At 71.5% G+C, this 20,019-nt stretch carries 16 protein-coding genes; 8 read left to right on the top strand and 8 right to left on the bottom strand.

What is annotated here, in order from left to right; translation table 11 throughout:
* Positions 1–74 precede the first annotated feature (74 nt).
* The 3 genes from ACS04_RS03985 to ACS04_RS03975 all read left to right on the top strand — a co-directional run bounded on the left by ACS04_RS03985 (position 75) and on the right by ACS04_RS03975 (position 4,929).
* On the top strand, positions 75–1,478 hold the full coding sequence (locus ACS04_RS03985) for a class II fumarate hydratase (RefSeq protein WP_048475107.1): 1,404 nt from the start codon (positions 75–77) through the stop codon (positions 1,476–1,478).
* A gap of 103 nt (positions 1,479–1,581) precedes the next feature.
* Entirely contained in the window at positions 1,582–2,277 is a 696-nt protein-coding gene (gene fomD, locus ACS04_RS03980) for a cytidylyl-2-hydroxypropylphosphonate hydrolase (RefSeq protein ID WP_048475070.1), read from the top strand.
* Positions 2,278–2,529: 252 nt separating this feature from the next.
* Positions 2,530–4,929 (top strand): SpoIIE family protein phosphatase, encoded by a 2,400-nt coding sequence (locus tag ACS04_RS03975; protein ID WP_048475069.1) that lies wholly within the window; start codon positions 2,530–2,532, stop codon positions 4,927–4,929.
* A 79-nt stretch (positions 4,930–5,008) separates the two neighbouring features.
* Here the strand turns inward: ACS04_RS03975 and ACS04_RS03970 are convergent, their stop codons facing one another.
* Entirely contained in the window at positions 5,009–7,249 is a 2,241-nt protein-coding gene (locus ACS04_RS03970; protein ID WP_048475068.1) for a transglycosylase domain-containing protein, read from the bottom strand.
* Between the two features lie 230 nt (positions 7,250–7,479).
* On the opposite strand from ACS04_RS03970, the gene ACS04_RS03965 reads away from it, so the two are divergent.
* Complete coding sequence (locus tag ACS04_RS03965) at positions 7,480–8,391, top strand: SPFH domain-containing protein (protein WP_048475067.1); 912 nt, start codon at positions 7,480–7,482, stop codon at positions 8,389–8,391.
* Positions 8,388–8,663: a type II toxin-antitoxin system antitoxin gene (locus ACS04_RS03960; RefSeq protein WP_048475066.1), complete on the top strand. Its 276-nt coding sequence runs from the start codon at positions 8,388–8,390 to the stop codon at positions 8,661–8,663. Before ACS04_RS03965 ends, ACS04_RS03960 begins: the two co-directional genes overlap by 4 nt.
* Here the strand turns inward: ACS04_RS03960 and ACS04_RS03955 are convergent.
* Together ACS04_RS03955 and ACS04_RS03950 are read right to left on the bottom strand one after the other, a co-directional pair.
* The gene (locus ACS04_RS03955; RefSeq protein ID WP_053080689.1) at positions 8,660–10,159 is read right to left on the bottom strand and encodes a DUF2079 domain-containing protein; all 1,500 of its coding nucleotides are present in this window, start codon (positions 10,157–10,159) and stop codon (positions 8,660–8,662) included. The genes ACS04_RS03960 and ACS04_RS03955 overlap by 4 nt on opposite strands.
* Positions 10,160–10,401: 242 nt before the next feature.
* Positions 10,402–11,349 carry a hydrogen peroxide-inducible genes activator gene (locus ACS04_RS03950; RefSeq protein WP_048475065.1) on the bottom strand — a complete coding sequence of 316 codons (948 nt, stop codon included), beginning with the start codon at positions 11,347–11,349 and terminating at the stop codon, positions 10,402–10,404.
* A 301-nt stretch (positions 11,350–11,650) separates the two neighbouring features.
* On the opposite strand from ACS04_RS03950, the gene ACS04_RS03945 reads away from it, so the two are divergent.
* Together ACS04_RS03945 and ACS04_RS03940 are read left to right on the top strand one after the other, a co-directional pair.
* Positions 11,651–12,205, top strand: a complete 555-nt coding sequence (locus ACS04_RS03945; RefSeq protein ID WP_048475064.1) for a peroxiredoxin — start codon at positions 11,651–11,653, stop codon at positions 12,203–12,205.
* A gap of 3 nt (positions 12,206–12,208) precedes the next feature.
* The gene (locus ACS04_RS03940) at positions 12,209–12,748 is read left to right on the top strand and encodes an alkyl hydroperoxide reductase (RefSeq protein ID WP_048475063.1); all 540 of its coding nucleotides are present in this window, start codon (positions 12,209–12,211) and stop codon (positions 12,746–12,748) included.
* 157 nt (positions 12,749–12,905) lie between these two features.
* Here ACS04_RS03940 and ACS04_RS03935 read toward each other — a convergent pair whose 3' ends face one another.
* The 4 genes from ACS04_RS03935 to ACS04_RS03920 form a co-directional block, all read right to left on the bottom strand.
* Positions 12,906–14,309, bottom strand: coding sequence for an AI-2E family transporter (locus ACS04_RS03935; RefSeq protein ID WP_048475062.1), 1,404 nt, complete (start codon positions 14,307–14,309; stop codon positions 12,906–12,908).
* A gap of 107 nt (positions 14,310–14,416) precedes the next feature.
* Positions 14,417–15,115 (bottom strand): aggregation-promoting factor C-terminal-like domain-containing protein, encoded by a 699-nt coding sequence (locus ACS04_RS03930; RefSeq protein WP_048475061.1) that lies wholly within the window; start codon positions 15,113–15,115, stop codon positions 14,417–14,419.
* Positions 15,116–15,540: 425 nt separating this feature from the next.
* The gene (phoH2, locus tag ACS04_RS03925) at positions 15,541–16,857 is read right to left on the bottom strand and encodes an RNA 5'-3' helicase PhoH2 (protein ID WP_048475060.1); all 1,317 of its coding nucleotides are present in this window, start codon (positions 16,855–16,857) and stop codon (positions 15,541–15,543) included.
* Between the two features lie 327 nt (positions 16,858–17,184).
* Complete coding sequence (locus tag ACS04_RS03920) at positions 17,185–17,946, bottom strand: isoprenyl transferase (protein WP_048475059.1); 762 nt, start codon at positions 17,944–17,946, stop codon at positions 17,185–17,187.
* Between the two features lie 129 nt (positions 17,947–18,075).
* On the opposite strand from ACS04_RS03920, the gene mgrA reads away from it, so the two are divergent.
* Positions 18,076–19,113, top strand: a complete 1,038-nt coding sequence (gene mgrA / locus ACS04_RS03915; RefSeq protein ID WP_048475058.1) for an L-glyceraldehyde 3-phosphate reductase — start codon at positions 18,076–18,078, stop codon at positions 19,111–19,113.
* A gap of 131 nt (positions 19,114–19,244) precedes the next feature.
* Here the strand turns inward: mgrA and ACS04_RS03910 are convergent, their stop codons facing one another.
* Positions 19,245–19,985 (bottom strand): prepilin peptidase, encoded by a 741-nt coding sequence (locus ACS04_RS03910; RefSeq protein WP_048475057.1) that lies wholly within the window; start codon positions 19,983–19,985, stop codon positions 19,245–19,247.
* Positions 19,986–20,019: the final 34 nt, after the last annotated feature.

Genomic DNA, 20,019 nt, shown 5'->3' with positions numbered 1-20,019 from the left:
ATTTACTGGTCGGTAGGGGACTTGGGAACACTTCGAACAAGAGAATTGCTCAACTTTTTCAGGAGGCAATGAACATGACCCACGATCAGAATCAGGTCGACTACCGGATCGAGCACGACTCGATGGGCGAGGTACGGGTCCCCGCGCACGCCAAATGGCGGGCCCAGACCCAGCGCGCGGTGGAGAACTTCCCCATCTCCGGGCAGCGCCTGGAGCGCGCCCACATCGAGGCGCTCGCCCTTGTCAAGGCCGCGGCCGCCGCGGTCAACGCCAAGCTGGGCGTGGTGGACGAGGACATCGCCGACGCGATCCGCTCCGCCGCCTCCGAGGTGGCCGAGGGCCGCTGGGACGAGCACTTCCCGGTCGACGTGTTCCAGACCGGGTCCGGGACCTCGTCCAACATGAACACCAACGAGGTCATCGCCACCCTCGCCGGCGAGCGGCTCGGCCGTGAAGTCCACCCCAACGACCACGTCAACGCCTCGCAGAGCTCCAACGACGTGTTCCCGTCGTCCATCCACATCGCGGCGACCGCCGCCGTCACCCGCGAGCTGATCCCGGCCCTTGAGCACCTCGCCGCCGCCCTGGAGCGCAAGGCCGCCGAGTTCGCCGAGGTGGTCAAGGCGGGCCGCACCCACCTGATGGACGCCACCCCGGTGACCCTGGGCCAGGAGTTCGGCGGGTACGCCGCCCAGGTGCGCTACGGCGTCGAGCGGCTGCGCGCGGCCCTGCCCCGGCTGGCCGAACTGCCGCTGGGCGGGACCGCCGTGGGCACCGGGATCAACACCCCGCCCGGATTCTCCGCCGCCGTGATCGCCGAGGTGGCCGCCGCGACCGGGCTGCCGCTGACCGAGGCCCGCAACCACTTCGAGGCCCAGGGCGCGCGGGACGCGCTGGTGGAGACCTCGGGGATGCTCCGCACGATCGCCGTGTCCCTGACCAAAATCTCCAACGATCTGCGCTGGATGGCCTCGGGGCCGCGCACGGGATTGGCCGAAATCAATCTCCCTGATCTCCAGCCGGGCTCATCGATCATGCCCGGGAAGGTCAATCCGGTGGTTCCGGAGGCCGTACTGATGGTCGCCGCTCAGGTGACCGGGAACGACACGACCGTCGCCGTCGCGGGCGCGGCCGGCAATTTCGAGCTCAATGTGATGCTCCCGGTGATGGCCAAAAACCTGCTGGAGTCGATTCGGCTGCTCGGCAACGCGAGCCGTCTGCTGGCCGACCGAACGGTCGGCGGGATCACCGCGAACGCGGCCCGGGCCAGGGAGTTCGCCGAGTCCTCCCCCTCCGTGGTGACCCCGCTGAACCGGTACATCGGCTACGAGGAGGCGGCCAAGGTCGCCAAGAAGTCCCTCGCCGAACGGAAGACGATCAGGGAGGTCGTACTGGAGGGCGGATACGTGGACCGGGGCGACCTGACGCTGGAACAGCTGGACGAGGCCCTCGACGTCCTGCGTATGACCAGGCCCTGAAAACGTTTCTCCCCAGGGGCCGGATCCGGTCGTTTCCCGTCCCCGCGCACCTCCGTGACCTGCACCGCAGCGGGCGCAGGGGCCCCCGCCCTAAGATCTGCGCATGACAGGTACCGGAGGCCGCGGGGGCGGCGACGCGCAGGGCACCCGCTGGCGGCCGGGCGAGCAGGTCCTGTGGCGCTACCGCGACCACGCCCCGGGGCTGAAGGGCGCGGTCCACATCTGCCGCCCCGTGACGGTGGTGCAGGACACCGCCGACCTGCTGGCGGTGTGGATGGCCCCCGGCACCGAGTGCGTCAAGCCGGTGCTGGCCGACGGCACCCCCGTCCACGAGGAGCCGCTCGCCACCCGCTACACCGCGCCGCGCACCACCGTGCGCGCGCGCTGGTTCGGCGCCGGCGTGCTGAAGCTCGCCCGGCCCGCGGACCCGTGGTCGGTGTGGCTGTTCTGGGACCACGGCTGGCGGTTCAAGAGCTGGTACGTCAACCTCGAGGAGCCGCGGACCAAGTGGTCCGGCGGGGTGGACTCCGTGGACCACTTCCTGGACATTTCCGTGTACCCGGACCGTACGTGGAAGTGGCGGGACGAGGACGAGTTCGCGCAGGCCCAGCGGTCCGGTCTGATGGACGCCGAGCAGGCCCGTCAGGTGCAGGCCGCGGGGCGGGAGGCGGTGGGCGTGATCAAGGCGTGGGGGCCGCCGTTCTCGGACGGCTGGCAGGACTGGCGGCCGGATCCCGCATGGGGAGTTCCGGCCCTGCCCGAGGACTGGGACCGCACTCCGGCGCATATGACCTCATGAGACCCTTGATGCGCCCCCGGGTTCCAACCGTAAGATCTCCCTCCGCAAGGGTCGCGCGCGAGAGGCTCACGGGGCCCCTGATCCGTAAATGTCGTGCCGTACGCGGGATTTGACCGGAGGTCAAAAGAGCGAGAGGTAACGAGCGGGACGCGGAAACGCGGGGCGGTGGTGTCCCCGCCGCAGAGCGGGTATACCGCGACTGACCGAGTTGAGTGCAGCGCACATCGAGCGCAAACGGACGGAATTCCACGCGTGACGGAGTACCCCACCTCGCAGGAGGGCCCGCAGCCTGCCGCGGCCGCCGCGACACCGGCGCCGGGCGGCCCCGGCATGCCTGCTCCTTCCGGCGGCCGCGCGGACGAGCCGGGCCACGGCAAGGCCCCCGTCCCCGCGGCCGAGGCCGTACGCGGCTCGGCCGTGCCCGGCGACGACCCGGTCCGCTCGGACGTCCCGCGTCCGCGCGGCGAGGGCGTACCCACGAGCCCGCAGGACGCCGCGCCCCGACCGGACGCCGCGCCCCGGCCGGCGCGCGGCCGCGCACGCGGTACGGCGGCCCAGGGCGCGGCCGGCCGCCGCGGCCGCGACGAGGAGGCCGCGCGGAGCGCCGCGCACGCGGCGGCGGCCCGCGGCGAGGACCCGGCGGACGTGTCCGCCGGACGGGCCCGCGGGGGCCGCGGCGGGTCCGAGGGCCTCCCGGCGCCGATACCGGGCGCCTCCCGCCCCCGCGAGACCCGGGCCGAAGCCGGAGCCGCGTCCGCGGGACGTCCCGGCGCGGACGCCGGGCCGGCGTACGGCGGCCAGGGCGGTACGGACGCCGCGGCGGCGTACGGGATCCAGATCGGCGGCGTCGAGGGCGCGGCCCCCGCGCCCGCCGCGGCCGGACCCGACGGCGGGGTGGCGCGGCGCGAAGGCGACCGGCTGCGGTTCGTCGGCGCGGCGACGCGGCGGATCGCCCGGGGCATCGACCTCGACGAGATCGTCCTCGGCCTGTGCCGGGCCACCGTGCCCACCTTCTCGGACGCCATCCTCGTCTACCTGCGCGACCCCCTCCCGGTCGGCGACGAGCGCCCCCTCGGACCGGTCGTTTTAAGGCTGCGCCGCACCGACCGGCTCCGGCCGATCGACGACCTGACGGGAGCCGAGGGCGCCGGGGGCGCGGGGGCCGGGGGCGAGCTCGATTTCAGCCAGCTGCCGCTGGTCGGCCCGCAGGGTGACCTGCCCGCGGCGGAGCTCTGCGAGATCCGGCCCGGCGGGGCCCTGGCCGAGGTCCTGCGCGGCGTGCGGCCCGTCTTCGGATCCGCCGCCGGGGCCAAGGACGCGCTGCCGGAACTGCTCGGCTCCGAGCACCCCGTACCGCGCGGCCAGCGGGCCATCCTCGCGCCGCTGCGCGGCCGCCGCCGCGTCATCGGCTCGGCGGTGTTCCTGCGCAGCCCCGAGCGGCCCGCCTTCGAGCAGAACGACCTCCTGGTCGCCGCCCAGCTGGCCACGCACACCGCGCTCGGCATCGACAAGGCGGTCCTGTACGGCCGCGAGGCGTACATCGCCGACGAGCTCCAGCGCACGATGCTGCCCGACAGCCTCCCCCAGCCCACCGGGGTCCGGCTCGCCTCCCGCTACCTGCCCGCCGCCGAGACGGCCCGGGTCGGCGGCGACTGGTACGACGCGATACCGCTGCCCGGCAGCCGCGTCGCGCTGGTCGTCGGCGACGTCATGGGCCACTCCATGACCTCCGCTGCGATCATGGGCCAGCTCCGCACCACCGCGCAGACCCTGGCGCAGCTGGACCTGCCGCCCGCCGAGGTCCTGCACCACCTGGACGAGCAGGCGCAGCGCCTGGGCTCCGACCGGATGGCCACCTGCCTGTACGCGGTGTACGACCCGGTCTCGCACCGGATCACCATCGCCAACGCCGGCCACCCGCCGCCCGTGCTCCTGCACCTGGGCGGCCGCGCCGAGGTGCTGCGCGTACCCCCGGGCGCCCCCATCGGCGTCGGCGGCGTGGACTTCGAGGCCGTGGAGCTGGACGCGCCCGCCGGGGCCACCCTGCTGCTGTACACGGACGGCCTGGTGGAGTCCCGGCTGCGCGACGTGTGGACGGGCATCGAGCAGCTGCGCGAACGCCTGGCGACCACCGCCCAGCTGACCGGCCTGGACCACCCGCCGCCGCTGGAGGCGCTCTGCGACGACGTCCTGGACATGCTCGGCCCGGGCGACCGGGACGACGACATCGCGCTGCTCGCGGCCCGTTTCGACGGGATCGCGCCCAGCGACGTCGCGTACTGGTTCCTGGACCCGGAGGAGACCGCTCCGGGGCGGGCCCGCCGGTTCGCCCGCCGGGCGCTGACCCGGTGGGGCCTGGAGGAGCTCCAGGACTCCCTGGAGCTGCTGGTCAGCGAGGTGGTCACGAACGCCGTGCGGTACGCCGAGCGGCCCGTGACCCTGCGCCTGCTGCGGACGGACGTACTGCGCTGCGAGGTCGGCGACGACTCGCCGCAGCTGCCGCGCCAGCGCCGGGCGCGGGAGACCGACGAGGGCGGCCGCGGGCTGTTCCTGGTCAACCGGATGGCCCGCCGCTGGGGCGCGACCCGGCTGAGCAGCGGGAAGGTGGTCTGGTTCGAGCTCCCGTTGCCGGGGGCGACCGAGCGCCGCTGACCGGCCCGGTGATACGACACCGCCGCCCCGCAGCGTGGATGTTGCGGGGCGGCGGTGTGTGGCGCGGGCTGAGAGCGCGCTAGGGGATGAGGATCGGCGGGGACTTGGTCGGGTCCGGGCTCTTCGTCGGGTCCGGGCTCTTGGTCGGATCCGGGCTCTTCGTCGGGCTCTTGGTCGGGTTCGGCGAGCTCTTGCCGGGGTCCGGGCTGTTCTGCGAAGGCGAGACCGGCGCCGACGGCGTGTTGGCGGAGGAGGAGCTCGACGAGGACGGGGAGGTGCTGCGGGTCGGCGTCTGCGAGGCGCCCATCTTCGCCTCGGAGAGGTCGAACTCGCCGGTGTCCACGCCCTTGAGCGCGGCCAGCGTGTACGCCTTCCAGATCTGGGCAGGGAAGCTGGAACCACCCGCTCGGCCACCGCCGGCGGTACCGGTCAGGGTGGTCTGCTTGGCGGTGCCCGGCTCCTCGCCGAACATCGCGACGACGGTGACGAGCTCCGGCGTGTACCCGGTGAACCAGGCGGCGACGTTGGACTCGGTGGTACCGGTCTTGCCGGCGGCCTCGTAGGCGGAGCTCTTGACGGCCTTGCCGGAACCGTCGTTGACGACGCCGGTGAGCACCTTGGTCACCGTGTCGGCGGTCTCGCGGGTCACGGCCTGGCCGCCGACGGACTCGACGGGATTGAACGCGCGGCCGGCGTGCTTGGCGCTCTTGATGACCGTCGGGGTGACCTTCTTGCCGTGGGCGTCGAGGGTGGCGTAGACCCCGGCCATCTCCAGGGTGTTGGCGCTCATGGTGCCGAGCGACATGGCCGGCTTGTCGGCCGGCCAGCCGTCGCGGTCCTTCATGCCGAGCTGCAACGCCGTCTTCTTCACCTTCGACGGGCCCACGTCCACGATCATCTGGGCGTACACCGAGTTCACGGAGGAGTTGGTGGCGGCCTGGACGGTGAGGAACGGGTCGCCGTAGTTCGCGTTGTCCTGGTTCTGCGGGGCGAACGGGGTGTCGCTGCCCACGACGGGGCGCTTGCTGGTGCCGTCGTAGAGGGCGTTCGGCGTGATCGGCTTGCCGTCGTGCGTCGTGGACTTGTTCTCCAGCGCGGAGGCCAGCACGACCGGCTTGAAGGTCGAGCCCGGCTGGAAGTCGGTGCGCAGCGCGTTGCTCGCCCAGTGGTCGGACAGGCCCGTACCGCCGTACATCGCGACGACCGCGCCGGTCTTCGGATCCACGGAGGTGGCACCCGCCTGCACGGCCGCGTCGACGGGCCGGTCCTTGCGGTTGATCTGGGACTCCAGCTCGTCCTGGACGGCCTTCTCCAGCGCGGCCTGCTTCTTGGGGTCGATGTTGAGGGTGATCTCCCAGCCGCCCGCCTGGAGTTCCTGGCTGGTCATGCCGGTCTGCCTGCGCAGTTCCGCGTCCGCGGCCTGCTTCAGGTAGCCCTTCTGGCCCTCCATGCCGGGGGCGGCCTTGGGCTTGATCGGCATCGGGAGCTGGAGCTGCTTGCGCTTCTCCGGGTCGAGCGCCTTCATCTCGACCATGTTGTCGAGCACGCCGTTGAAGCGGATCTTGACCAGGCGGGTGCCGTTCGGGCCCGCGGTCGCGAGGTCGTAGTCGCTGGGCGCCTGGAGGACGGCCGCGAGGTACGCGCCCTGCTCCAGGGTCAGCTTGTCGACGTCGACGCCGTAGTAGGCCTGGGCGGCCGCCTGGATGCCGTACGCGCCGCGGCCGAAGTAGCTGGTGTTCAGGTACCCGGCGAGGATCTCGTCCTTCTTCATGCGCTGGTCGACCTTGAGGGAGATCACCAGCTCCTTGAGCTTGCGCGTCGCCGTCTGGTCCTGATTCAGGTAGAAGTTCTTGACGTACTGCTGGGTGATCGTCGAGCCGCCGGCCTTGCCCTTGCCGGTGACCGTGTTGAACAGGCCCCGGCCGATGCCGAGGAGGTCGACGCCGCTGTCCTGGTAGAAAGACTTGTTCTCGATGGCGATGAAGCCGGTCTTGACGTCCTTCGGGATCCGGCTGATCGGCACGATCTCGCGGTTGGTCTTGCCGTCGCGCGCCATGATCGAGCCGTCCGCGTACTTGTAGACGTTGCTCTGGGTCAGTGCGTCGGCGTTCGGGTCGGGCTCGTCCACGTAGAAGTAGAGGGCGACGAGTGCGCCCATGCCGAGCAGGATGATCCCGAAGAAGGCCCCGAGGATCTTCTTCCATGTGAAGAAGCGGCGTATGCCGGTCCGCTCGCCGGCACGCCCCTTCCCGGTGGCGCGCCCGCGCGGCGCCCGTCGCGTACTGCGCTGCTGCGCCTTACGCGCTTCTGCTCGGCCCATCGCTCCCGCTCCGCTCGATTACCCCCCCGACGTCAGCTCAGAAAGCTAACACCGCAGGTTGTGACAAAGGTTGGCCAACCATGGCCAATATCGGTCAATTCGGACGTGAGAATCAGCACCCACATCAAGGGAACCGACGCGCACCGGGCCCGCAGGGTTGCGGCGGCGCGAAAAAGTGATATCACTTTGCTAAGCGGCCCGACCGGCCGCGACCGCGCGAATGGGGGCAGATGATGACAAAGACGGCTGCTGTGGCAGGAGACGTACGCGAGTTCACGGCACGCAGCGTGGGGGGTGGACTGGCCCTGCTCCTGGGGCTGTTGGGGGTCCTGGCCGGTGCCGGGATGATCGCCCTGGGGGCGGCCTCGGACGCGTCGGCCGCGCACGTGGCACTGATCGTGCTCGGCGTCCTCCTCATCGCTGCCTCGGCCGTCGCCATGGGCGGGCTGAACATGGTGGCTCCGGGCGAGGCCCGGGTGGTCCAGCTGTTCGGCCGGTACCGGGGGACGATCCGTACGGACGGGCTGCGCTGGGTCAATCCGCTGACCTCGCGGGAGAAGATCTCCACCCGGGTCCGCAACCACGAGACGGCCGTCCTGAAGGTCAACGACGCGTACGGCAACCCGATCGAGCTCGCGGCCGTCGTGGTGTGGCGGGTGGAGGACACCGCGCGGGCGTCGTTCGAGGTGGAGGACTTCACGCAGTTCGTCGAGACCCAGACCGAGGCGGCGGTGCGGCACATCGCGATCGAGTACCCGTACGACGCCCACGAGGAGGGCGGGCTCTCGCTGCGCGGCAACGCCGAGGAGATCACCGAGAAGCTGGCCCTCGAACTGCACGCCCGGGTGGAGCCGGCCGGCGTGCGGATCATAGAGTCCCGGTTCACGCACCTCGCGTACGCTCCGGAGATCGCCTCCGCGATGCTCCAGCGCCAGCAGGCCGGCGCGGTCGTGGCGGCCCGCAAGCAGATCGTGGAAGGGGCGGTGGGCATGGTCGAACTGGCTCTGACCCGGCTGGCGGAGCAGGACATCGTGGACCTGGATCCGGAGCGCAAGGCCGCCATGGTCTCGAACCTGATGGTGGTCCTGTGCGGCGACCGGGCCGCCCAGCCGGTCGTCAACACGGGCACGCTCTACCAGTGAGCCCCGCCGGCGAGCCCCAGGACCCGCAAGCGGCCGAGGGCCGGGAGCGGCCGGCCGCGCGGGCGGGGCGGCAGGCGCGCAAGCAGGTGCTGCTGCGGCTCGATCCGCAGGTGTACGACGCCCTCGCGCGCTGGGCGGGCGAGGAACTGCGCAGCGCCAACGCGCAGATCGAGTTCCTCCTGCGGCGGGCCCTGTCCGAGGCCGGCCGCCTCCCGGGCGGGGCGGCCCCGATCCCGCCCCGCGGCCGCCCCCGCGTCCCGCCGGAGACCTAGGGAGTGTTCGGGGACCGGCCGAGGAGGATGAACCCGGCCTCCTGGGCCACCACCCGGTACCCCTGCGCCCGGGCCCCCGCGAGGGCGATGGACTCGTCGGTCGCGGACAGCGGCCAGCGCCGCTGCTGCGGCACCTGCGTGTCCACCACGATCCACTGCGGCTCAGGGCGGCTGGCCGGCCACCCGTAGAGGCTGACGCTCGTGCGGTCGGAGAGGTGCGGCACCAGCCCGTCCGAGGCCTGCACCGTGGCCCCGTCCGGGATCCGGTCCATCACCCGGTGCGCCGCCGCGATCCGCGGATCGGACCGCCAGGTCTCCGGGTAGGCCACCTGCGCCAGGGAGTACACCGGCAGCAGCAGTGCGCAGACCCCGGCCGCGCCCGCCAGGTAGCGGCGCAGGCCGGCGCCCGTGGTGCCGCGGCGCCCCAGGGCGTCGACGAAGGCGGCGAAGACGATCGGCATCAGCGTGAGCGAGTAGTGGTAGCCGGTGCCCCAGTGGGCCGGGTTGTTCGAGACGGCCCGGCCCACCAGCAGCGGTACGGCGACCAGCACCAGCGGCGAGCGCACCGCGAGGAACAGGGTCGGCGCCAGCACCAGCATCAGGGTCGTCACCTTGGTCTCGGGGGTGACCAGCCCGATCGTGGCCGTGCGCAGTGCCTCCGCGAAGCCGCCGCCCTGGCCGCCCCCGGACGCGCCCGCGTACACCGTGTAGAAGTACGAGCCGCTCGGACTGAACGCGGGCAGCACCACCAACACCGCCAGCAGCGTCGACGCCACACCGGCCAGGGCCACGCCGAGCCCGAGCCGGCGCGCCCGCCGGCCTCCGCGCCAGGCGATGAGCAGGCCGACCACGGCCACCGTCAGCCCCATGTCCTCCTTGACCAGGACCAGCGGCAGCGCCCAGCACGCGGCGGCGCGCGGCCGGCCCTCGCCGAGCGCGCTCAGGGAGCACGCGAGGAGCGGGACGGCGAACGCCCACTCGTGGAAGTCGAATCCGACCCCGCTGGCGATGCCCCACGAGAGTCCGTAGCAGAGCCCGAGCACCAGGGCGGCGGTGGAGCCGAGGCTCCGGCGCGCCCACTGGGTCAGCGGCAGGACGCTGACGGCGATCAGCCCCGCCTGCGCCACGAGCAGGGTCCGCGCCGAGGGCCACAGCCGGTACAGGGGTGCCAGCACGGCCAGGACCGGCGAGAAGTGGTCCCCGAGGACCGGGAAGCCGGGCCCCTTGACCTCGGAGAGGGGCAGGTGGCCCTCCGCGTACGAGCGCACGGCCTGCTCGAAGATCGCCAGGTCGAAGGCGTGCGACAGCAGCCGCTCATGGGTGCGCAGCGACAGCAGCATGTAGAGGAGGAAGAGCCCCGAGGCCATGGCCCACATCCACCACGTGGGCCCGGCCACCCGGTCGGGGGATCCGGCAGACGGCCGCGCGGCCGTCGGGGCGGGCTCTGTCGACTGCTGGGGCGGGAGCGCGGTGACGTCGGTGGGGGGTGCGTGCATGGCGCGCCTTTCGGGAGCTTCCGGGAGCCTTCCGGGGACGGGGCAGTGCCCTTCGCCCTCAAAGTGCCAGCCGCCCGCGGGCCCGGCTCCGATCCGTCCCCGGCGCGACGAAAGTCCCTACGAATGGCCGCCACGGCAGGCCGGCAGTCATCTCTGCACCACGGGTTCGCCGGCGGGCTGCGCACGCGGTGGCGCCGGGCGCGCGGGGGTCCGTACGAGTACGGCCGCCCGGCGGGGCCGCCCTACTCGGCCGGCCACACCGGGAGCGGGCGTACGGCCTCGCGCAGCGCGGCCGCGATGGCCCGGAACTCCTCCTGCCGGGCCGTTCCCGTCCGCATGGCCAGCGCGATCCGCCGCGAGGGGGCGGGCTCGGCGAAGTACCCCGTGGCCAGGTGCTCGTTGCGGGCGGTCTCCAGCCGCAGCGCGGTGCGCGGCAGCAGGGTCACGCCCAGCCCGCCGGCGACCAGCTGGACGAGGGTGGACAGCCCGGCGGCGGTCGTGGTGACGGCCGCCCCCTCGGGCCGGCCCGCCTCGCGGCAGATGTCCAGGGCCTGGTCGCGCAGGCAGTGCCCCTCGTCGAGCAGCAGCAGCCGCAGGCCCCGCAGTTCCTCGCGCGGGATGTCCCGGCGCCCGGCGAGCGGGTGTTCCCGGGGTGCGAGGAGGACGAAGTCCTCGTCGAAGACGGGCAGTTCGGTGACGCCGGGGACGCCGAGCGGCACCGCGAGCAGCAGCAGGTCCAGGCGTCCGCCGGCGAGCCCGTCCAGCAGCGAGGAGGTCTGCTCCTCGTGCACCTGGAGGTCCATCCGGGGGTAGCGGCGGTGGAACAGCCCGAGCACGGTCGGCAGCAGGTACGGGGCCACCGTGGGGATCACCCCGAGCCGCAGGATCCCGGTGAAGGGGGCCCGTACGGCCTCGGCCTCCTCCAGCAGCCCGCCCATCGCGTCGAGGACGGCCCTGGCCCGGGCGGCGATCCGCTCGCCCGCCGGGGAGAGCAGCACCTTGCGGGTGGTGCGCTCCAGCAGCTGGACGCCGAGGGCCTCCTCCAGTGCGGAGACGGCCCCCGAGAGCGCGGGCTGGCTCATGTTGATCGCCGCGGCGGCGTCCCGGAAGTGCAGGTGTTCGGCGACGGCGGCGAACGCGCGCAGCTGCGCGAGCGTCGCCTGTTTCGCTCCCCTGTTGCCGACGGCCACTGACAGGTACCTCCGATCACCCGCCACCACACTAGCCCCGGCGGAACTCCTTGCCGGGCCGTGCGCCGCTCGGCGGACCTCCGCGGAGGCGGTGACGCGCTCGCGCCGAAAGGTGTCCCCCGACTGATCGCTCCCCGTCGCTCTCTGTCCATAAAGAGGCATTGATAGGGAACCCTGATCACCGCGACCACCGCTTGCGATTTCCGCGATCAATGCTGCTTGTGCCAGCATGTGAGACACGTCCAACCCCGCAGGGAAAGCCCCCAAAAGGGATCACCTTCCCATCTCGCAAGGAGAGCACGTGCTCACTGTCGGTGACAAGTTCCCCACCTACGATCTGACCGCTTGCGTCTCGCTCGAAGCCGGCAGCGAGTTCGCCCAGATCGACCACAAGACCTACGAGGGCAAGTGGCGCGTGGTGTTCTTCTGGCCGAAGGACTTCACCTTCGTCTGCCCGACCGAAATCGCCGCGTTCGGCAAGCTGAACGAGGAGTTCCAGGACCGCGACGCCCAGATCCTCGGCGTCTCCGGCGACTCCGAGTTCGTCCACCACGCCTGGCGCAAGGACCACTCCGACCTGCGTGACCTGCCCTTCCCGATGCTGGCCGACTCCAAGCACGAGCTCATGCAGGCCTGTGGCGTGCAGGGCGAGGACGGCTTCGCGCAGCGCGCCGTCTTCATCGTCGACCAGAACAACGAGATCCAGTTCACGATGGTGACCGCCGGTTCCGTGGGCCGTAACCCCAAGGAGGTCCTGCGGGTCCTCGACGCCCTGCAGACCGACGAGCTGTGCCCCTGCAACTGGAACAAGGGCGAGGGCACCCTGGACGCCGGCGCCCTGCTGGCGGGTGAGTGACGGATGTCCCTCGACTCCCTCAAGTCCGCCATACCGGACTTCGCCAAGGACCTGAAGCTGAACCTCGGCTCGGTCATCGGCAACCAGGACACCCTGACCGGGCAGCAGCTGTGGGGCACGGTCCTGTCCTGCGCGATCGCCGCCCGCTCCCCGCGCGTCCTGCGTGAGCTGGAGCCGGAGGCGAAGGCGGCCCTGTCGCCGGAGGCGTACACCGCCGCCAAGTCCGCGGCCGCGATCATGGCGATGAACAACGTCTTCTACCGCACCCGCCACCTGCTCTCCGACCCGGAGTACGGCACGCTGCGGGCCGGTCTGCGGATGAACGTCATCGGCAACCCGGGCGTGGAGAAGGTCGACTTCGAGCTGTGGTCGCTCGCCGTCTCCGCGATCAACGGCTGCGGCCAGTGCCTGGACTCGCACGAGCAGGTCCTGCGCAAGGCCGGTGTCGACCGCGAGACCGTCCAGGAGGCCTTCAAGATCGCCTCGGTGATCCAGGCCGTCGCGGTCACCCTCGACGCCGAGGCCGCCCTCGCCGCCGAGTAGTACCCCTTCGTGCGGACCACCGTACGAGCTCCAGGGCCCCCGCTGCCGTTCCCGGCGGCGGGGGCCCTGTCGTTCATGTGCGCAGGCTCGTCATCAGATCGCGCATGTCCTCGCTGCGCCACAGGAGGCGGCCGCGGCCGCCCGGTCCCCGTCGGGCTCAGGCCTGCTGATCACGCCCGGCCTCCACGGCGGCCTGTTCGAGCGCCGTCGAGCCGTGCGGACCCGGGCCGACTGCGGCGGCGCCGTGCAGGAGCTGGTCCCGGGAGTAGGCCCTCAGGTAGACCACCACCGTGTTGGTGACGGCGACCAGCGGGACCGCGACCACCGCTCCGCCGATGCCCGCGACCATGCCGCCCGCGGCCACGGACAGCACCACCGCGAGCGGGTGCACGCGTACCGCCCGGCCCAGGATGAAGGGCTGGAGCACGTGCCCCTCGATCTGCTGCACGGCCAGTACGACGGCCAGCGTCATCAGCGCGGTCCACGGCCCCTGGGTGACGAGGGCGACGACGACCGCGAGGGCGCCGGAGACCACCGCGCCGACGAGCGGGATGAACGCGAACAGGAAGATGAAGACGGCCAGCGGGACCGCCATCGGCACCTTGAGGAAGTAGAGGCCGAGGCCGATGAAGATGGCGTCGATCAGCGCCACCAGCACCGTGCCGCGCACGTACGCCGTCAGCGTGCGCCAGGCGCGCGGGCCGGCGCCCGCGACGCCGGGGCGGGCGGTGGCGGGAACCAGGCCGAGCACCCAGGTCCAGATGCGCTTGCCGTCGTAGAGCAGGAAGAGCGTCGAGAACATCGCGAGCAGGATGCCGGTGAGCACCTCGACGAGCACCGTCACGCCCTGGAGGCCGGCGGAGGTGATCTGCTCGGTGTTGGTGCCGATCGTCTCGCTGAGGTTCTTCGCGATGTCGTTGATCTGCTTCTCGGTCACGTGGAACGGACTGTCCAGCGCCCAGGTCTTGAGCTCGTTGATGCCCTCGCGGACGCGGTTGGAGAGGTCGTCGAGGTTCTCCATGACCTGCCAGACCACGAACCAGCCGACCAGCCCGATGACCACGAATCCGAGGATCGCGGTGACGGCCGTGGCGAGCCCCCGCGGCAGGCCGAGGCGGCGCAGCCGGACCACGAAGGGCTGGAGCAGTGCCGTGACGAGCAGGGCGGCGGCGAAGGCCAGGACGACCAGGCGGACTTCGCTGATCACCTTCATGACGACCCAGAGCATCCCCGCGAGCAGCAGGAGCCGCCAGCTGACCTCGGCGGCGACCCGCATGCCCCACGGGACCACGCTCACCGGGTCGGGGCGCCCGCGCAGGGCCGGCGGGTGCGGCGCGTGGCCGGGGTGGCCGGGGTGCTCGGCGGACGTCCCGGACGCCGGGTCCGCCGGCGCCACCGCGCTCGTGCCCCCGCCCGACCGGGCCACGCCGGGAACTCCGGGCGGAACCGGTACCGCGCCCATGCTCTCCGCCTCGACCTCGGCCCGCCGCGCCTGGAGTCTCGCCTCCACGCGGTTGAGCCTGTTGCCGAGCCGGCCGAGCCAGCCTGCCCTCTTCACCATGTGTTTCCCTTCCCCCGCCCGTGTACCCGCCTCGAAAGACCGTACACGCGAGGAGCCCCGCACCGTAGGACGGTGCGGGGCTCTTCGAGGTCGAGCGGGGGCGTCCTCTAGTACCAGCCGTTGGACTGGTGGAAGCTCCAGGCGGCGCAAGGGCTGTGGTACCGCTCGTTCATGTAGTTGAGGCCCCACTGGATCTGGGTGGCCGGGTTGGTGCGCCAGTCGTCGGCGACCGAGGACATCTTCGAGCCCGGGAGTGCCTGGACCAGACCGTACGCGCCCGAGGACGAGTTCACGGCCTTGTAGTTCCAGGTGGACTCCTCGTTGATGATGTTCGAGAAGCACTGGAACTGACCGGCCGGAACGATCTGCCGGGCGATCTCCTTGACCTGGGCGACCGTGTAGGAGCTCTGGACGGCGAAGTCGCCGGCGCTGCGCGCCGCGGAGCGGGAGGCGATCTGCTCCTTCTCCTCGCGGTCCTTCTTCGCCTTCTCGTCGGCGGCCTTCTGCGCCTCGGCCTTCTTGGACTTGGCGTCCTCGGCGGCCTGGATGCGGGCGGCTTCCTCGGCGACACGCTTGGCGTCGGTGTCTGCGCCCTGGGCGATGGCGTCGGCCTGCTGCGTCAGGGACGCGCTCTGGACCTGCGCCTGCTCGCCGACCGGAATGTCGGCGAGGAGGGTCGCCCCGGACGCGGTGGTCTCGAGATCGTTCGAGGCGGGGTCGCCAGCGGCAACGCCCACGACTGCGCCAACGGTGGTGACTGCGGTGGCCGAAGCCACTGCGAATCCCCGGACCGAGATCCGGCTCACACGGTGTCCTTCCAGCAGCGTCCGCAGTGACCGGGCGGGCGCAATAGTGCCCCTCGACACTGGCCTCCGTGGAGCTGTGATCACTGGAGGCGCGGGCCCGTGGGCAACTCCCTTGCGGGGGCTGCCGCGTGATGACTCGGGCGGCATACGGCGAACGGCTCTGGAGTTGTGGTGCTGCGCGTACCACCCGTCGTAGTAACGGGAGATACAGGTGTGCCGTATGCGGGGCCTGACGGAAAACAGACTCTGCCGGACCCCGACACCGCAAGGCAATTCTCCGTTGCGTGTGAAAGGTCACACCAGGCATGTTGCCGTTGGTTTCCTCAAAGGGCTGTGCAGCACGACGCCGCCCGGCTAGGCTCTCGTGCCTTTGCCGGGCGGCGCCAACTCACTTACCCGCTATGGGGTTTTTGCCCCGTCGCGGCCTACAGCGACTCCAGCATCTCGGTCACCAGCGCGGCGATCGGGGAGCGCTCGGAGCGGTTGAGCGTGACGTGCGCGAAGAGCGGATGCCCCTTCAGCTTCTCAACGACGGCGACCACTCCGTCGTACCGGCCGACCCGCAGGTTGTCCCGCTGGGCGACATCGTGGGTCAGAACGACCCGCGAATTCGCACCGATCCGGGACAGAACGGTCAGAAGGACATTGCGCTCCAGCGACTGCGCCTCGTCCACGATCACGAAGGCGTCGTGCAGCGAGCGCCCGCGGATGTGCGTGAGCGGCAGGACCTCCAGCATCCCGCGGTTCAGCACCTCCTCGATGACCTCGCGCCCGGCCACCGCCGAGAGGGTGTCGAAGACCGCCTGCGCCCAGGGGCTCATCTTCTCGTTGGCGTCGCCGGGCAGGTAGCCGAGGTCCTGGCCGCCCACCGCGTACAGCGGCCGGAAGACCATCACCTTCTGGTGCTGCCTGCGCTCCAGCACCGCCTCCAGGCCCGCGCACAGTGCCAGCGCCGACTTTCCGGTGCCGGCCCGGCCGCCCATGGAGATGATGCCGATCTCCGGGTCGAGCAGGAGGTCCAGGGCGATGCGCTGCTCGGCGCTGCGGCCGTGCAGTCCGAAGGCCTCGCGGTCGCCCCGTACGAGCCTGACGTTGCCGTCCGGCGTGACCCGGCCCAGGGCCTTGCCCCGCTCGGACTGGAGGACCAGTCCGGTGTGCACGGGCAGTTCGGCGGCCTCCGGTACGTACAGCCGCTCCTCCGAGTAGAGCAGGTCGATCTGCTCTCCGGACAGCGCCAGCTCGCTCATGCCGGTCCAGCCGGCATCGGTGATCGCGAGCTCCGCCCGGTACTCCTCGGCGAGCAGCCCCACGGAGGAGGCCTTGATGCGCAGCGGGAGATCCTTCGAGACGACCGTGACGTCGTAGCCCTCGGCCTGGAGATTGCGGGCGACCGCGAGGATCCGCGAGTCGTTGTCCCCCAACCGGAAGCCGGCGGGCAGGACGCCGGGGTCGGAGTGGTTGAGCTCGACACGGAGGGTGCCGCCGATATCGCCCAACGGGATGGGGGCGTCGAGGCGACCGTAGCGAACCCGGAAGTCGTCGAGCAGGCGCAGGGCCTGACGCGCGAAGTAGCCGAGTTCGGGATGGTGCCTCTTTGCCTCCAGCTCGGTGATCACCACGATCGGGAGCACGACCTCGTGCTCGTCGAAGCGCGTGATCGCGTTGGGGTCTGCCAGCAGGACGCTGGTGTCGAGGACGTAGGTCCGCCTGTCGGGCAGGCGGCGCTTTGTGCTGGTCACCACGGAAGGACGTACCCCCTCGGAAGAGGTCGGGCCATGAAGACCGGACCGGTCATCGGCACCCCTGCGGGGCCGATTTCCGGCCCTCCCACTCCGTCCGTGCGAACCGCACGTGCGTCCTGGTGCAAAGGGCCTCCCGGGCGGACGACCCCATGTCGCCCGCTGAGACTCGACACCCGTGGATCGGGCGTCGACCTGAAAGGGATATTCCCCGATCAGGCCCGGCCATGCCATGGCATATGACGGACGCTCGGTGAATCCCAGGTGAAGGCCCTGCGGGAGGGGTGGAGGTGGCGGGCGGGGCCGAGGGGGCGTCAGCCCGCCCGGCCGTCAGGCTCCGTAGCGCCGGTGGCGGGCGGCGTAGTCGCGCAGGGCCCGCAGGAAGTCGACCTTGCGGAAGGCCGGCCAGAAGACCTCGCAGAAGTAGTACTCCGAATGCGCGCTCTGCCACAGCATGAATCCGGACAGCCGCTGCTCGCCGCTGGTGCGGATCACGAGGTCCGGGTCGGGCTGGCCGCGCGTGTAGAGGTGCTCGGCGATGTGGTCGATGTCGAGGATCTCGGCGAGTTCCTCGAAGGAGGTGCCCTTCTCCGCGTGCTCCAGCAGCAGCGAGCGGACCGCGTCGGCGATCTCCTGGCGGCCGCCGTAGCCGACGGCGACGTTGACCAGTATCCCGTCCACGTCGTGGGTGGCCTGCTCGGCCTCCTTGAGCACGGACTGGGTCTGCGCGGGGAGGATGTCGAGGTTGCCCACGTGGTGGACGCGCCAGCGGCCGTCCGCGGCCAGGCCCCGGACGGTGTTCTCGATGATGTTGAGCAGCGGGCGGAGCTCGACCTCCGGCCGGTCCAGGTTGTCCGTGGAGAGCATCCACAGGGTGACGACCTCGACGTCCGTCTCGGTGCACCAGCCCAGCATCTCGGAGATCTTGTCGGCCCCCGCCTGGTGGCCCTGTTCCGTCGTGCCTCCGGACGCCCTCGCCCAGCGCCTGTTCCCGTCCAGGATCACGCCGATGTGCTTGGGCGACGCGTCATGGTCGAGGCGGCCTTCCACCCGGCGTGCGTAGAGCCTGTACACCAGGTCGCGCAGCTTCACGATCTTCCAGCCCCTCCGTGCAATGCCCCCGTGCGAATTGCGGTCCCACCCCCGAGTCCGCCACATTACTGCGCGGCGGGATCGGGTACCCAACTCGGTCTGTCACAAGTCCGTGATAGGGAGGACAACGTGACTGATAACAATCCCTATCGGGCAGAGCCCTCGCGCTACGACTCCATGGAGTACCGGCGCACCGGCCGCAGCGGCCTCAAGCTCCCCGCCATCTCCCTCGGCCTCTGGCACAACTTCGGCGACGACAAGTCCCTGGAGTCCCAGCGGGCGATCCTCCGCCGGGCCTTCGACCTCGGCGTCACCCACTTCGACCTGGCGAACAACTACGGCCCGCCCCCCGGCTCGGCCGAGCTCAACTTCGGGAAGATCTTCGCGCAGGACTTCGCTCCCTACCGCGACCAGCTGGTCCTCTCCACCAAGGCCGGCTACTTCATGCACGAGGGCCCCTACGGCGAATGGGGCAGCCGCAAGTACCTGCTCAGCTCGCTCGACGCCTCGCTGAAGCGGATGGGCGTGGACTACGTCGACATCTTCTACTCGCACCGCTTCGACCCGGAGACCCCGCTGGAGGAGACCATGGGCGCGCTCGCGTCCGCGGTCCGGCAGGGCAAGGCGCTGTACGTGGGCGTGTCCTCCTACACGGCCGCCCAGACGGCCGAGGCCGCGCGGATCCTGCGCGAGATGGGCATCCGCCCGCTCATCCACCAGCCCTCCTACTCCATGATCAACCGCTGGACGGAGGAGGACGGGCTGCTGGACACCCTGGAGGAGGCCGGCATGGGCTGCATCTCCTTCGCGCCGCTCGCGCAGGGCCTTCTGACCGGCAAGTACCTGAAGGGCATCCCGGAGGACTCCCGCGCGGCCGCGGGCAAGTCGCTCAACCCCGACCTGCTGTCGCCGGACGTGGTCCGCCGCCTGAGCGGTCTGAACGAGATCGCCGCGCGCCGCGGGCAGTCGCTGGCGCAGCTGGCGCTGAAGTGGGTGCTCCGGGACGAGCGGATGACCTCGGCGCTGATCGGCGCTTCGAGCGTCTCCCAGCTGGAGCAGAACGTGGCCGCGCTCGGCGGTGCGCCGCTCTCCGAGGAGGAGTTGAAGGAGATCGACTCCTTCGCGGTGTCCACCCCCGGCACGAACATCTGGGCGCAGCGCGGCTGACCTGCGCTTTGAGGTGTGGGGTGGTGGAGACAGAAAACGGGCCGGTCCGTGGGGGGGATACGGACCGGCCCGAGGGGGGGGTTCCACCATAACCCTTCGTAAAGCCTGATGCGTGCATCGGCGCAAGATGATTACGCTCCGAAACCGCCCAGCAGCACTCCGGTGAGTGCTCCGGCGGCCATGAAGGGGCCGAACGGGAACGTCGTACGGCGGCCTGCGGAGCCCCGCAGCACAAGGCCGAGCCCGTACAGGGCGCCGTAGAGGAACCCGAGGAAGGCTCCGGCGGCCCATACCCCCCAGCCGTACCACCCAAGAGTGACCCCGAGGGCGAGCGCGAGCTTGACGTCGCCGAAGCCCATCCCGGCGGGGTTGATGAGGAAGAGCACGAGGTACGCCCCGGCGAGCACGCCCCCGCCGGCCAGCGCATCGGTCCAGGACCCCGCGGCGCCCGGCAGCTGCGCCGCTCCCCCGAGCCCGAGGGCGAGGGCCGCGGCGAGCGGCAGGGTCAGCACGTCGGGCAGCCGCTGTACGGCCAGGTCCACGAGGCCCAGCAGGAGCAGTACCGGAGCCGCGGCGACGAACACGACCGCTTCGGGCCGCCCCCCGAGCACTCCCCCCAGGACCCCGCACAGCGCTCCGGCGAGGGCGGCGGTCCACGCGGGGCCCGCACCGTAGCGGTGGGCGGCGGAGCCGGGCCCCCCGGCCTGGCAGCGGGATAGGCCCAGCCAGCCGGGGATGGGGTGGCCCTCGGGGCAGCGGTCGCGCCACGGGGCGTCCGGTGCGACCGACAGCCGGTACGCCGCCCGCGGCAGCAGCAGCCCCGCGGCCACGCCGTAGGCGACCGCCGCGGCGGTGATCACGATGAGGCCCATCCGCCGACGGTAGGGGCGGACTCCGCCGCCCGCA

It is taken from the genome of Streptomyces roseus (assembly GCF_001044425.1).
Classification (GTDB): domain Bacteria; phylum Actinomycetota; class Actinomycetes; order Streptomycetales; family Streptomycetaceae; genus Streptomyces; species Streptomyces roseus.
The sequence above is the reverse complement of the archived record's forward strand: the minus strand, read 5'-3'. Positions and strand labels throughout refer to the sequence as shown.

Coding starts and splice junctions, on each gene's coding strand:
- ACS04_RS03970 (WP_048475068.1), bottom strand. CDS start 7,249: ATGGGCCGAGCAGAAGCGCGTAAGGCGCAGCAGCGCAGTACGCGACGG.
- ACS04_RS03985 (WP_048475107.1), top strand. CDS start 75: ATGACCCACGATCAGAATCAGGTCGACTACCGGATCGAGCACGACTCG.
- ACS04_RS03940 (WP_048475063.1), top strand. CDS start 12,209: ATGTCCCTCGACTCCCTCAAGTCCGCCATACCGGACTTCGCCAAGGAC.
- ACS04_RS03910 (WP_048475057.1), bottom strand. CDS start 19,985: ATGGGCCTCATCGTGATCACCGCCGCGGCGGTCGCCTACGGCGTGGCC.
- ACS04_RS03955 (WP_053080689.1), bottom strand. CDS start 10,159: ATGCACGCACCCCCCACCGACGTCACCGCGCTCCCGCCCCAGCAGTCG.
- ACS04_RS03935 (WP_048475062.1), bottom strand. CDS start 14,309: ATGGTGAAGAGGGCAGGCTGGCTCGGCCGGCTCGGCAACAGGCTCAAC.
- fomD (WP_048475070.1), top strand. CDS start 1,582: ATGACAGGTACCGGAGGCCGCGGGGGCGGCGACGCGCAGGGCACCCGC.
- ACS04_RS03965 (WP_048475067.1), top strand. CDS start 7,480: ATGATGACAAAGACGGCTGCTGTGGCAGGAGACGTACGCGAGTTCACG.